General features: G+C 52.3%; 14 protein-coding genes. 12 read left to right on the top strand and 2 right to left on the bottom strand.

Annotated elements, in window-relative coordinates; all coding sequences use genetic code 11:
* The first annotated feature begins 58 nt into the window (after positions 1 to 58).
* The 10 genes from VNM22_11500 to VNM22_11455 all read left to right on the top strand — a co-directional run bounded on the left by VNM22_11500 (position 59) and on the right by VNM22_11455 (position 10,677).
* Complete coding sequence (locus VNM22_11500; GenBank protein ID HWP47778.1) at positions 59 to 931, top strand: NmrA family NAD(P)-binding protein; 873 nt, start codon at positions 59 to 61, stop codon at positions 929 to 931.
* Positions 932 to 1,491: 560 nt separating this feature from the next.
* On the top strand, positions 1,492 to 1,908 hold the full coding sequence (locus tag VNM22_11495; GenBank protein HWP47777.1) for a PqqD family protein: 417 nt from the start codon (positions 1,492 to 1,494) through the stop codon (positions 1,906 to 1,908).
* Complete coding sequence (locus tag VNM22_11490) at positions 1,901 to 2,944, top strand: hypothetical protein (GenBank protein HWP47776.1); 1,044 nt, start codon at positions 1,901 to 1,903, stop codon at positions 2,942 to 2,944. The genes VNM22_11495 and VNM22_11490 overlap by 8 nt, the downstream gene beginning before the upstream one ends.
* Complete coding sequence (locus VNM22_11485) at positions 2,941 to 3,633, top strand: glycosyltransferase family A protein (protein HWP47775.1); 693 nt, start codon at positions 2,941 to 2,943, stop codon at positions 3,631 to 3,633. The genes VNM22_11490 and VNM22_11485 overlap by 4 nt, the downstream gene beginning before the upstream one ends.
* Before the next feature lie 88 nt (positions 3,634 to 3,721).
* Entirely contained in the window at positions 3,722 to 4,381 is a 660-nt protein-coding gene (locus tag VNM22_11480; protein ID HWP47774.1) for a class I SAM-dependent methyltransferase, read from the top strand.
* Positions 4,341 to 5,018, top strand: coding sequence for a glycosyltransferase family A protein (locus tag VNM22_11475; protein ID HWP47773.1), 678 nt, complete (start codon positions 4,341 to 4,343; stop codon positions 5,016 to 5,018). Before VNM22_11480 ends, VNM22_11475 begins: the two co-directional genes overlap by 41 nt.
* 38 nt (positions 5,019 to 5,056) lie before the next feature.
* Positions 5,057 to 6,439, top strand: a complete 1,383-nt coding sequence (locus VNM22_11470; GenBank protein HWP47772.1) for an AGE family epimerase/isomerase — start codon at positions 5,057 to 5,059, stop codon at positions 6,437 to 6,439.
* Positions 6,440 to 6,467: 28 nt separating this feature from the next.
* Positions 6,468 to 6,752, top strand: coding sequence for a hypothetical protein (locus VNM22_11465; protein HWP47771.1), 285 nt, complete (start codon positions 6,468 to 6,470; stop codon positions 6,750 to 6,752).
* 279 nt (positions 6,753 to 7,031) lie between these two features.
* Positions 7,032 to 8,048, top strand: coding sequence for an ABC transporter ATP-binding protein (locus VNM22_11460; GenBank protein ID HWP47770.1), 1,017 nt, complete (start codon positions 7,032 to 7,034; stop codon positions 8,046 to 8,048).
* Between the two features lie 1,090 nt (positions 8,049 to 9,138).
* Complete coding sequence (locus VNM22_11455; GenBank protein ID HWP47769.1) at positions 9,139 to 10,677, top strand: hypothetical protein; 1,539 nt, start codon at positions 9,139 to 9,141, stop codon at positions 10,675 to 10,677.
* A gap of 831 nt (positions 10,678 to 11,508) precedes the next feature.
* Here VNM22_11455 and VNM22_11450 read toward each other — a convergent pair.
* Entirely contained in the window at positions 11,509 to 11,757 is a 249-nt protein-coding gene (locus tag VNM22_11450) for a hypothetical protein (protein HWP47768.1), read from the bottom strand.
* A gap of 47 nt (positions 11,758 to 11,804) precedes the next feature.
* On the opposite strand from VNM22_11450, the gene VNM22_11445 reads away from it, so the two are divergent.
* Positions 11,805 to 11,978, top strand: a complete 174-nt coding sequence (locus tag VNM22_11445; GenBank protein HWP47767.1) for a hypothetical protein — start codon at positions 11,805 to 11,807, stop codon at positions 11,976 to 11,978.
* A 1-nt stretch (position 11,979) separates the two neighbouring features.
* Here VNM22_11445 and VNM22_11440 read toward each other — a convergent pair whose 3' ends face one another.
* Positions 11,980 to 12,156, bottom strand: a complete 177-nt coding sequence (locus VNM22_11440) for a hypothetical protein (protein ID HWP47766.1) — start codon at positions 12,154 to 12,156, stop codon at positions 11,980 to 11,982.
* A gap of 743 nt (positions 12,157 to 12,899) precedes the next feature.
* On the opposite strand from VNM22_11440, the gene VNM22_11435 reads away from it, so the two are divergent.
* Positions 12,900 to 13,595 carry an alpha/beta family hydrolase gene (locus VNM22_11435; GenBank protein ID HWP47765.1) on the top strand — a complete coding sequence of 232 codons (696 nt, stop codon included), beginning with the start codon at positions 12,900 to 12,902 and terminating at the stop codon, positions 13,593 to 13,595.
* Positions 13,596 to 13,739 lie beyond the last annotated feature (144 nt).

Raw genomic sequence — 13,739 nt, 5'->3', positions numbered from 1 at the left:
CGCTCAAGCGCAGGCCGTTAGGTGGTCCAAAACGCATAGCGCAAGAGGATCCTTCAAGATGAAGATTCTGGTAACAGGCAGCACCGGTAGGGTTGGCTCTCAGGTGATCAAGGAGCTCCGGAAACGCAATACGAACGTCCGCTCACTGGTTCGCAGCGAGGCCAAGAGCAAGACGCTCCCGTCGGACGTTGAAGTTGCCATTGGCGATTTGCTCGATCCAGTTACAATTGAACAAGCGCTCGATGGCGTAGAGAAAGTGTATTTGCTGAATGCGGTCGTTCCTGACGAGTTGACGCAGGGTCTCATCGTCTGCAATCTGGCAAAGAAGCTGAAGATTCAGCATGTGGTGTACCAATCGGTTTTTCAAGCGGATCGTTTCAAGGACGTACCGCACTTCGCGTCGAAGTTGATGATCGAAGCAGCGCTGAAGGATTTCGATGTCCCCTACACCATTCTCCGCCCGAGCTACTTCTTTCAAAATGATGCGATGCTGAAGGAACCGCTGACAGTGGCTGGGATTTACCCAATGCCCTTGGGCTCACAGGGTATTTCAGCGGTAGACGTGCGTGACATCGCCGAAGCCGCGGCCATTGTCCTGACGAGCGACGGCCATCAAGGTAAAATCTACAACCTGGTCGGCCCGAGCCTCTTGAGCGGTCCGGGTGCAGCCTCGATATGGAGTGAGATCCTGCAAAAGGAAATTAGCTATGCGGGACATGACTTCGACGCGTGGGAAGAACAAATGCGGCAGAACGTTCCGAATTGGTTGGCCTTCGATTTGCGTATGATGTTCCAAGGGTTTGTGGAGCGCGGCTTTATCGCGAACGACAATGACATCGAGGCATTGACGGAACTATTGGGTCACGCTCCTCGCAACTACCGTGACTTCGCCCGAGAGACTGCTGACGCTTGGCAAAGGAGTGGTCGCTGATCGCGGTTCGACGCGGTGTCAGACCTCATACTGCCCAACAAGACGCTCCACTTAACCGCTATTCCACTGGCGCTCTATAGTGGCAGGTGAGCTTCAGTGTTAGCTGGCGTCTTTTTATGGCGAAGGACGGCTAGAATATACCTAAATCTGATCACTTGAGGAGGAGGCAATGAAGTGTCTGAAATGTTAAACAGAGATATTTGAAGCTACATTAGGCCCTTTCAGTCCCTTGCTCAAAGTAGTCAAAAAGGGAGATACTCTCGCTGAGAAAACAGGGCTCGGGACTGTGCTGAGGCGAGCAGTTGTTTTCGCCCGACACAGTGATACGCCTCCAAAAGATGGCTTGGCAACAAAGTAAACCCAAGCGTTTGATTCAAGTCCCCGTGTACGAGTATGCCTAGATCGAACCTATACGAACGTAGAACTGGCGTTTGCTGACATTCTCATCGTCCTAACCGTTTCGTGCGTGTTAAGCACAGGGGGTCAAATGCCGTAGGAGATGAATAATGAATAGGGAGAGAATGCTACAATCAGCCACTTTCAGGATTAATACTCCGAGAGTGATTCACCAGACCATAGACGGAGAGACGATTATCATTGATTTCGACAGCGGCGCATATTTCAGCACTGATGGCGTCGGCTCAGTGATCTGGGAACAGATTGCGCAGAACGCGTCGGTGAACGACATCATCCACATGCTGACCCAGCGCTATACTGGCAACTGCGCTGACATCGAGCAAGGAGTGGAGCAGTTCTTGATCGAGTTGCAACGCGAGTCGCTCATTGCGCCGTTGGATGACGCACCATCCGTGCCCCACGCTGCTCCCGCAATACCGGATCCAAATCTGGCGGCGCGTTCCGCGTTTCAGGTGCCGTCGCTCCACAAGTATACCGATCTGCAAGACTTGTTGCTGCTCGATCCGATCCATGAAGTGGATGAACAGGGCTGGCCGATCAGGAAAGAGGACCATGACTGAGACGAGTCCGCTTGCCTTTTTCGAGGGCGTATACGACGCCTATCAACGCGCCGAGCAAACCGTCGGCGGTGCTATTGATCGCTACTACACCATTGGGGGTTATATCGTTCGCCTGCGGTTTGCGGGATCTGCACTGGTGCCGTTTATCACGCCGGCGCTGGAGCATCTGGCGGTGTCTTCCGACATCGGTGAGGCGGATTTGACCATTTGTCTGTGGGACAGCGCCTCGACGGGCACGTCAATGCCGCCGCGTCCTTGGGGATTAGATGGCTGCATCGCGCGCGGTGATGTGCGCGGCTTCAGTGATACGCGCATCCATGTTGCACTATCTGCGGATGTGGGCGCGGTGAGCACGCTGGACATTACAGAAAACCTGGGAGTGTATTGGATTCGAGATGCTTGCCATGTTCCGACTTACGAGCGGGGCGCTCCCCTGCGTGCCATCCTCCACTGGTGGATGCGCCAACACGGGCGTTTGTTAGTCCATGCCGGGGCGGTTGGGCATTTGAAAGATGGGGTTCTGTTGGCAGGGTCGGGAGGTAGTGGCAAATCAACCACCGCCTTAGCTGCTCTCGTAGGAGGATGGCGCTATGTCGGCGACGACTATTGCTTGTTGGTCCCTAATGGCGTGCCGTATGTCTATAGCCTCTACAACTCTGCCAAACTGAATGCTGTCCACCTTGAGAATTTCCCGACCTTGCTATCTGCCATTAGCAACCCTGAAGAACTCGCCAGTGAAAAAGCGCTTCTTTACCTCTATCAGTATCAGCCGAGCAGTTTGATCGCGGGTTTGCCTGTGCGGGTGATTTTACTGACACGGGTCACCGGGCGTCCTGAAACTACTTTGACCCTGGCTACACCGATCGCCGCACTGCGAGCCTTCGCTCCGAGTTCGCTCTTTCTATTCCCAGGCACAGGACAGTTCGAATTCCTTGCCCTTGCCGATTTGGTCAGACAAATTCCCTGTTATCATCTTGAACTGGGGACAGAACTGGAGCGGATATCGGAAACCATGATGAAAATGCTACTCCAATGACTGCGCCACTCGTCAGCGTGGTTGTGCCAATCTACAATAGCGCGCGCTATCTGGGGGAAGCAATTGAAAGTGTATTGGCACAGACCTATCGTCCCATCGAGATTATCGTCGTGGACGATGGCTCAACGGATGAGAGCGCGCGTGTGGCCCAATGGTATCCGGTGCGCTATTACCGTCAGCCGCACAGTGGTCCAGGCGCGGCGCGCAATCGTGGCATCATGGAGGCGCATGGCGAATTCCTCGCGTTTCTTGACGCGGACGATGTGTGGATGCCGGAGAAACTGGAGGTGCAGGTTGGCTATTTGATCGAACATCCCGACGTGCAATACACCACCACGCGAATCGAATTCTTTCTAGAACCCGGCTGCCCCTTTCCCGCTACGCTCCTCCGGCAAGAGATCCTGGAGGGCGACTGGTCGGTCCGTCTTATACAGACCCTCGTTGCGCGACGGCAAGTGTTTAACCACGTTGGGATATTCGACCCGCAGATGAGCACAGCGGAAGATGTCGATTGGTTCGCCCGCGCGAATGATCTTGGCACGCCAATGGCAGTGATTGATCGGGTGCTATTACTGAAGCGCATTCACGACAGGAACACCTCGGTTAACATGGCGGAGAATATGCAAAATGTGTTTATTGCATTGAGACGTTCAGTGGCGCGCAAGCGTGAATTGAAGAAGGAAGGTTAGGCGCATGAAGGCGGTTATTCCTGAGAGAGTAGTCGCCGCAATCATTCTGCTAGAACGATTGCTGCAAAGGCTCAAGAGGCACATCCTAGTGCATCCTTTTACGGCTGACTATACCGCACAGGCAATACCGGTCTGGAGGAAATGTCTGGGTGATCTCAAAGGAAAAGCCTACGTGCGTCTCCTTGAAATTGGTAGTTACGAAGGGCGTTCGGCACTTTGGTTCCTGGAGAACACTCTTACCCATCCTACCTGCTTGATCATCTGTGTAGATATCTTTCGGTCTCGAAGAGCCGAAAGTCGGTTCGATCACAATATCCAGGTCTCGGGGCGGACGTCTCAAGTCATCAAGATAATAGGTAGGTCACAAGGCGTCCTACCACTGCTGCGTGAGAACAGTTACGATATCATCTATATAGATGGGAGTCATTGTGTCGCCGATGTAGGGACTGACGCCCGGTTAGTCTGGGCTTTGCTTCAACCAGACAGCATCTTAATCTTTGATCATTATATGTGGGAACCTGAAAAGCCTCTTTTTGGAGCGTCCGACAATCGCAATCGACCAGTTCTTGAACGAGTTCCATTCTCACATCGAGATATTACAAAGGCTACATGGTGGCTGTTCGAAAAATTACTGATAAGGCAAGCCGGTCTTCTGCTTAAGGATTATAAAGATGAGCACTCTTCCAGTTACCAACACTCATTAGGAGATGACTGCATCACTGGTCAGCGTCATTATCCCGGTCTATAACGGTGAGCGTTACCTGTCTGAAGCGATAAAGAGCGTGCTGGCGCAGACCTATCGTCCCATCGAGATTATCGTCGTGGACGATGGCTCGACGGATGAGAGCGCGCGTGTGGCACAGCAATTCCCAGTGCGCTATTGCTTTCAGCTGCACCAGGGACCGGGTGCGGCGCGCAATCACGGCGTCGAGCAGGCGCGCGGCGAGTTTCTTGCGTTTCTCGATGCGGACGATGTGTGGATGCCAGAGAAACTCACGCGACAAATGACAACCCTCGCGGCTCGGCCAGAACTGGACGCGGTGTTTGGACAGTTCGAGCAATTCAGCAGTACCGATGCCGGTGTTGCTGCCCAGTCTGCCCGATTTGTAGGAATGACATTGAACGGCTTGCACATCAGCGCGATGCTGATTCGCCGGGCGGCATTTATGCGTGTTGGGCTGTTTGCGACGCATTGGCATGTTGGTCAGTTTGTTGATTGGTATGCTCGGGCCCAAGAAGCAGCCCTCGAAATCGTTATACTGCCCAACGTGGTGATGCGTAGAAGAGTTCACACCAATAACTTGACAATTCGCTGCCGCGAGATGGTCATGGGCGAGTTCACCCAAATTCTCAAAGCCGCACTGGACCGGCGCCGGGCCAGATGAACTTGACATTAAGCCAATAACATTTTTGGAGGTTTCCCATGAAGACGATTCGTCATCTGATCTTAGCACCGTTGAAGAAGCCTGTGAAGAGGCTCGTGTCTCCCCGGGGTAATGGAGGCGTGCATGATATGTTCGCCTTTGCCTTCTGGGAGGTCTATGCCAGGCTGCAGGGGGCGCGAACGAGGCTCAAGGCACGCATGCCGCTTGCTCCAAGCCATCAGAAGCCGTTGTGTCTGCTGAAAAGTGCTGCTGAGTATACCGGCGACTTTTTCCTAGAGCATATTCGGTCGGCTCTATTGCCGTTCTGGGAACGACATTCTCCTGACCGGCGCTACGGCGGTTTTATCACGCACCTCGATCGCCAGGGGCAGGTCTACAAGGATGATCTGAAAGCGACCGCCATGCAGGGGCGTATGGTCTGCGCTTTCTCTATAGGCTACGAATTGTTCCGTTCTCCCACCTATCTCGAACTGGCGAGGGAAGGAGTCAGGTTTCTCATCGAAAACATGTGGGACAAACAACGCGGGGGGTGGTACAAAAGCGTCTATCGGAATGGACGTGTTAGAGAGCCTGATAAGAACTCATTCCAACAGGCGTACGTGCTATTGGGTTTGGTAGAGTACCACCGTGTCACACAAGACCAGACGGCACTTGACTATGCGGTACGAACCTATCGTCTGTTAGAGCAGCGGGTTTGGGACAAAAATCATCTGGGTTATTACGAAAGCTGCCAGTCGGATTGGAAGGTGAAATCGGATGCCAAGATGAGCTACATTCAGTTGGTTATGCTGACCGCCATCATGGCTTTGCACGAGGCAACCAAGGAAGCTGCCTACCTGGAGCGAGCCCGGCAGATTGCCGATGTAATTGTCTTGCAAATGGTGGATCGTAAATATGGCTGTGTCCTTGAACGATTCCATACGAACTGGGTCTACGACCCAATGTCCGTCCGTGGCCAAGCCTTAATCGGGCACAATTCGAAGGCGGCTTGGCTGTTGCTCAGAATGCATCAGGTTACTGGGGTTCCAGAATATTACACCACGGCAGAGCGTATCCTGGATTTTACTTTGCGCCACGGCTGGGACGCACAGCATGGGGGCTTTTATCAATATGTGTATCGGAACGGGATTCTTGCCAGCACTGAGAAACCCTGGTGGACGCAAGGCGAAGGGATGCAAGCGCTGGTGCTCATGTATGCACTGAGTGGGCAGCGCCGCTACATTGACTACTTCAAGCAACTGGCCGATTTCACCTTCGGGCACTTTTTTGACCCTGAGTGGGGTGAGTGGTTCACCGCCTGCCAGGCGGATGGGAGGGTGATAGATGATCACAAAGGGGGAACTTGGAAAGCCGCTTATGACACGGTGCGGGCTTGCTACGAAGCCTATCGCTGCCTCCTCAGTGAAAATAGACACGTGTGACCGAGTCAAAGGCCAAGAGGTTGTTGGTATGCCCATGCCCAATTTCCTGATCATTGGCGCAACCAAGAGTGGCACTACAGCCCTGGATCGTGCGCTTAAACAGCACCCGCAAATTTACATGAGTCCGGTCAAGGAACCACGTTTCTTCGCCTTCAACGGAGAGAGGCTAAATTTCTGCGGACCTGGCGACGAACGATTCTTCAATAGTAGTACAATCTTCAAGCTCGAAGATCATGCCGAATTGTTCCGCGGAGCCCGTGATCATCACATCGCCATCGGTGAAAGCCTCTCCGGTATATCTTACGGTGGGTGAGGCATATGTGGAGCGTATCCGACTGTACGTTCCTCACGCCCGGTTGATTGCCGTGCTGAGACACCCTGTTGATCGAGCGTATTCGTCGTATCTGATGATGGTCCAGTTAGGGCGCGAGCATCTTTTTTTCGCCCAGGCGCTCGATGCCGAAGAAGAATGCCAGCAAATGAATTGGTCTTGTGGCTGGCGATATAGAGCGAATGGCTTTTATTACTGTCTCCTTCAACCCTACTTGGAACGCTTCCCACGCGAGCAGATTCGCATCTATCTCTACGACGATTGGGACATGAAGCCATTGAAGGTTCTCCTGGACATCTTCCGCTTTCTGCAGGTGGGCGATACTTTTGTTCCAAAATCGGTATTGGCATCGGCGCGGCGTTGGTCTGGCTGAATCCAACGCTGATGTTGGTCCTCTCGCTCGCTGTGCCGCTACTAATAGTAATCAACCGCTATTCACTGCAGGCGCTTTGGCGGCAAATTGACCGACGCGTGAAAGCCCTCAAGGCTTACAGCCGTGGCACACTCGCCGTCTTGCAATTGATCACGCTGACACGCGTACAAACCGCCGAAGAGCAAGAGACCCCACATCAAACTATCCAGATCGAAGCGCTCAAGCGTGGGACCGAAGCATTGTCTCGCCAGCAAGCATGGTATCAAGCCGTCCAGAATGCCATGCTGCTGGGTGTGGTCGGCGTTCTCCTCATTATCGGCGGCAGTCAGGTTGCCGCCGGACACATTTCGCTGGGCAACCTACTTGCCTTCAACGTGATTCTGCTCGCGTTGCGGCGTTACTCACAAGATGCTCTCGGTGCCGTGCCCGCGTTCGTAGACGGCTATCAGGCGCTCGGGTCATTGCAACAACTAATCACTCACACTCCGCCCGAGCCATACTCCGGCACACGTCGCCATTGTATGCGTGGCGCCATTACCCTGCACGATGTGACATTTGGCCACGCCGATCATGCTCCTGTCTTGCGTGGTGTCAACCTGACTCTTGCACCCCATACATTCACCGCGCTCGTGGGGCCAAATGGCTCTGGTAAGACAACCTTCGTCAATCTGCTGCTTGGGTTGTATCGGCCGCAGCAGAGCTCCCTTTTCGCCGATAAGCACCCGCACGACGAACTGGATATACGGTATCTGCGGCACCAGATCGGCGTACTACCGCAAGACCCTTTTCTGTTCGATGGAACAGAGGGAAACTTTGTAAAGCACCTGGAAGTACCTAAGGGAAAAAGGATGTCTAATCAAAGCGCAGAAGGTCCAGGTAGATGTCCAGGCACGCTTTGGCGTTAAATACGCAGGGGATTGAAAGTTTTTTGCATGCTGATTGAGACTGGCCCTATGCGGCCTGACTGTAGGGGTGGATGATCATCCACCCGTACCAGGCGGTGGGCCCATCCCTTCCAGCCTGGGCTGGAAGGTGTTTAAAAATTTATATATGTCGAAAGCCTTTTTGTTCTTTAACATAAAGTAGACGGTTCTACAACAATTTAATAGGTGTCACTTTTTCTGTCTGAACACTCTCCCATCCTCCCTCCAGGGGGGATTCAGCAGCAGCAACCCTATGTCAGTCCCCCTGGAGGGAGGATGGGGGTGTTTCTTTTTCCACCTACTAAAGGGATACAGATACAAAAAAGAGGTTTTTTCTTGACAATATTTGTTTCATAAAATAGAGTCATTTCTGTCATGATATCCTACTATGACCTTTGATGGTTTAGCGAAACTTATAAAATAGTTCATCGTACTTCATTATATAGAGGTAATATCTGTTGGGGTATTTTCCGGTTCCAATATCCCCACAGATAGGAGCGGAATTGTCCAGTTGGTTAGAGAAGTTAAAGAAAAACCACGACTTAGAGGGTATGAGCAAACCGGAAAGGTAGACCCAAGATAAAGGATAGTGAAAACAAAAAAGGACCCTTGGGCTGTGTAGGGTTTGGATTAACTGGAGAAATACTCCTAAAGTAGGGTAAAGTTGAGGAAGGATCTGGATATTACGCCGGGTTTGGGGTCTATTTGATATTAGCTCGTAAGGGACACCGTAATGAGCCAAGCCGCATTTGTTCTGCATATCGCACTGGGGGCGGAGATAAGGTCCCTGAGGTACTTCGTGTGGATGAGATTATTTGCTATGGTTGCCACAACGGGTGCATTTATACTACCCCGCTGGTTGTTAGAAAGAGAGCCTCACAAGTCGGGGTTTGACCCCTTTTGGGCTGAATTGGGCGGTAAGGGACGAAGGAAAGAAAGAGCGAACTTTAATCGAGGAGAATGGAGATGAAAACGATTTCCCGACGGGCTATGACGATGGTGTTGGCGCTGTCTTTGATGAGGGGATGGGATGCGGGAAAATTGGCTCATAATCGGCTCATAAGATGAAAAGATGAAATGGGAGCGCTGCTTTGCAATCGCTTTGATGCTGGGCATGCTGCTGGTGTTCAGCTTCGCCTCAGCTGCGCAGATTTATTCTGATCCACAGAACCGGTTTCGTGTCGAAGTGCCACCGGGATGGACCGTTACACCGCTGAATGCCGACTCTGTATCATTCGTTCACGGTAGTTCGTATCTCACCATACTCATCTCCCACGGATCCTCTGATCCAGCCAGCCTGATCGTCTCTTTAGCTGGACAAATAGGACGGCAATGGCGCGAGTTGACCGAAACAGGCCGCTCAGGCGCAGTTCTGGCCGGCTTAAACGGCGTATCGGTCGCCTATTCGGGAATCAATCCGAAGGGCATGGAAGCCTATCTTACGTTGTCCGGTGTAGCCAGCGGCGATCACACATTTGTCTTGATTCAGTCCGCGCCCAAAGCGGAACTTGCTTTGGTCAGAAGCGCGTTCGATCAAATGCAGCGCAGCTTTACGATTGGCAGGATAGAAGCTGCAGAGGTACCGGTTAAGTCCACGCCGTCTGAAAAAGCCACACCGGCAGTTCCCTTGACGCCGACGCGATCTGCCAATGGTGAATTCACGGTCTATCTGCCGGTTGACTGGTCGATTAACTCTTCCTCCCAAGGCGACGTCTTCATAATGGCGCCCTCTGGAAAGACTCAGCCGTCGATTATTGTGTTGATCGTCAGTGTTTCTGACCTCCGTTATCAGGCCAGAATTGCCAGTTGCTCGCAAGGGTTTAATCCGTTCGGCAATATCCTCATGCAATGCGTGATTCCGTCCGTCCAGATGCAGCTTCAGGATTCTTCCCGATCATGGTCGCCCGGGGAAAGCTTACAGCTTGTGATCGAACGGCTCCAGCAATCCCACTGGCAGGGCCTTTCCTTTGGCCACCCGGACTTGATCCCAATCTCTGCGTCCCAGGCTTTTTATCAAGTCCTCAGCTCAAGTCCAATGGGCCCGCTGGATTACTGGGGCACTATTACCATGTACCATCTGCCGAATCCGATACTAGGGCCAGGGAAGGTGACGAGTCTCGCGTTAATCGCCGGCTGTTCGGTGCCAGCCAGTCAAGCTGAGAGCTGGCGCGATCTCTGCGCTGGCGTAATTCACTCTGTGCGGCCCACTCCGGGTTGGGGCAGCCGTTTCGCCACAGCTCTTGTCGGCATTTACGCACAGGAAGCCGACATTTTGATCAAGATGGGCCAGACAATCGTGAAGGGCGCCAAGGTACAGCAACAGCTCATTGACAGTGCCGGGCGGGCTGTACAGCAAATGCAGTTAGAGGCCTTCGAGCGGCGGCAGGAGGCGATGGTCCACGATGCACGCCACTGGGTAGCTGCATTGGCTGGCGAGGAACTGGTGCGCGATCCCGAAACCGGCAAAGTTTACCCGGTTCCGTACGGATATCAGACCTATTGCATCGATGACAATTCACTAGACCCCACCATTTTGCTTGGAAACGATATTTACCCCGGCATGTGGGTCGGAAATCATGTCTGCAAGCGAAGATTGCCCGTTGAGAATTAAATCCGACCGTGAACATGATGGAATCCTGGGAGTTGAATTACACACTAACAACAGAGGATTACGTCCGTTTCTCGATTTACACCTGGGCGCACTCCCCATACTTCCGTCAGCGGCGCTGGTCCTTGCGGCTCGGATTAGCAAGCTGGGTACTGATTGTTGGCACTCTTGTAAATCCGAAGCTATGGCTGAACTTTACCTTGGCGCTGCCCATACTTTTGCTTTCGCTCGTCATGGCCATATTAGCCGTACCACTTGGATGCTGGTCGCTGAGGCGATCCATACTGCGGCGCGTCCGGGATGGTACGTTCAGGAACATCTTGGGTCCGACGCACGCCCTGATCGATTCCGCCGGACTTCAGTTCAGCAATGCGGCCGGACAATCATCCATCACGCCCTGGCAAGCGGTCGTAGACGTCGCGAACGATCTGCATGCTGCATACGTCTATATAACATCATTACAGGCTTTCATTTTGCCCCGCCGCGCTTTCCCAGATCCACAAAGCTTTGACCGTTTCCTGAAACAGGTCGCCGTTTTCCGGGCTACGCAATCATAGCGCAAAGATGTACCATATCATGCGCTGCTCCGGTGGGGCTGCGAAAGGAGGTATGACTATGAAATCCACTGACACATCTAAGCGAACAGGTCTATTCCCTGCACTAAAAATCTTTTTAGTCACATCTTTCATATTTAGTTTCATATCTCATACGCAGGCTGCCGAGCAGATATCATGTTCGAATACTGATCCCGACACTATAATATGCCGCATTGATCAGCTGAATGTTAGGCAATGAATGACGGAGTATCGGAACATTTAATTCCAGCAAGGGGATTTAGCAACAGTTGATGCCGGTGGTTGCGTGCAGACCGGGGACACCGGAAGGACTCCAATTTATGGAGAGATGTGCGTTCAATGGGAGCGCCACTGAGAGTTGTTCAAGATCTGTAAGCTTACCATTGTGCAACCCACGTGAAGAGCAGGCTGTGTTATGTGCTGTCGCCGGTTGTTTGGTATGCACGTAAGCGGTCCATCGTAACTCTAAAGCGGTCAACCTCTGATGCCGGGTCGTTAGATGTCTCATGTATACCGCTTGAGTTCGCCATCACAACAAACTGAAAGGGATAAACAATGATCATGTGGAGTGGTTTCGGTTTTCTCGTTGTCGTCTTTGTTTTTGGAGCGGCATTACTTTGCAATTACGTGTTCGATGCTTTATGGGGTAAAGGATATTATTTGGCTCATAAGTGGACCATTGGAGTTTGCCCTATTGATCGCGGCAGCTTTGTCTTGGGTTGTGGGTAATCTATTGCGCAAGCGCACAGCCCAGACAGTTATTGATAAGGTGACAGGAAAGGAGAGGGTTCTCGACCGGGCAACACACCGGCTGTTTTTCATTCCGATGCACTTCTGGGGGGTAATTCTCGGAGTCATAGGCGTCATGTTGTGCATTATGGAGTTCATCCAGTGAGAGTGGGTTCACAACCTACTTCCGAGCTTTGCGATCACCCTAGCGTGAGCGAATGGTCATGGCCAACACCAACCATTATGTTATGGAAAGCCTCCCCTTGCTCTAAGGGTAATTAGTGCAAGGCGGCTTGAGGGCTATCAAAGGCAGGCTACCTGACTGACCCTGGGACCGATCAGGGTGGCGCAGGCGACTTTGTGCGTGAAGAAGTATACCAGCCGCTCAGAGGCATAGCGTTAGACACGCGGGAGGTGCTACGAAATGGCGCGAAGAGGGAAGAACAATGATAAGCAGTATATCGAGAGTGGCACCACCCGTCGTGGGGAAATATAAGACCGAAGCGTCAATGCCAGAGAATGTCTAACCATCGGCCGGCGGAGAAATATACCTCTTTTTAGCCTGTCCGTTATATGGGAAAAGGAGGTCATATCCCGAAGCCTCGGGAGAGGGGCCTGGGGTGAGGGCAGAATAGCTTATTCAAATTTAACTTTACAAAATTTTAACTTTACAAAATAGCAGATCCTTTTGAAGAAAGTCTTTACAGGCACCTCATCCATACCCCCTCTATGGAATCAGTCACTTCCTTCCTCGTTATTCCTTCTGAGCTGATACCCATTTACTATGAAGAGGTGGTATAATTAAAGAGTGATCTTTGTGATAGCCCTTAAGCAGAGCAACCAGAAAGGTTACTCCTGGGGTTTAGGCAGTATTTTAATTATTCAGGGATGAGCAAATAAGAAATAAAGGAGGAAATACCCATGAACGGAATATCGAGAAGACAGGATGAAGAGAACCTGGTCCAGATTCCGGTAGGCCCGGTTACCCTTTCAGGGAATCTAGAGGGGCTCGGAGGTACGCGAGGGATTGTGGTATTCGCGCATGGGAGTGGGAGTAGTCGGCATAGTCCTCGAAACCGATACGTTGCACGGGTGCTTCGCGAGGCCGGGCTTGCGACTTTACTCATGGACCTTCTCACCTCAGAAGAGGAAGTAGTGGATATGCAGCTTCGACATCTCCGGTTTAATATCAAGCTGCTGGCTGAGCGGCTTGTGGGTGCCACAGACTGGCTCAGGCAGAACCCAGAGACCCAAAACCTCAGAATTGGCTACTTTGGTGCCAGTACCGGTGCGGCGGCTGCACTGGTTGCTGCGGCAGAACGTCCGAAGGTTGTAGGAGCAGTTGTCTCACGGGGTGGACGCCCGGATCTGGCAGAGTCCTTTCTGCCTCGGGTCCAGGCCCCCACGCTTCTCATCGTGGGTGGAGAAGATACCCTGGTGATCGATCTGAACCGGGCGGCACTGGCACAGCTCCGCACGGAAAAGAAACTGGAGGTCATCCCCGGAGCGACGCACCTTTTCGAAGAACCCGGTGCGCTGGAAGAAGTCGCGCGGCTTGCAACCGACTGGTTCGTACACTACCTCCTATCAGACCCTGGACAGGACCTGCAGGGATAAAAAGAATAACCCGGCCGGCTTTTCGGATTTACCTCGGAGTCTGTATAAAAAATTGTATATACTTAACCGAAAATCAGTACCCGCAGGGAATTTGCAAACTCGATTATACAATTTTTGGATACCTCAGAAAGAAGCTACCCACCT

This window comes from Candidatus Limnocylindrales bacterium (assembly GCA_035559535.1).
GTDB lineage: Bacteria > Moduliflexota > Moduliflexia > Moduliflexales > JAUQPW01 > JAUQPW01.
Note: the sequence above shows the minus strand (reverse complement) of the source record. Positions and strands in the feature narration are given on the sequence as shown.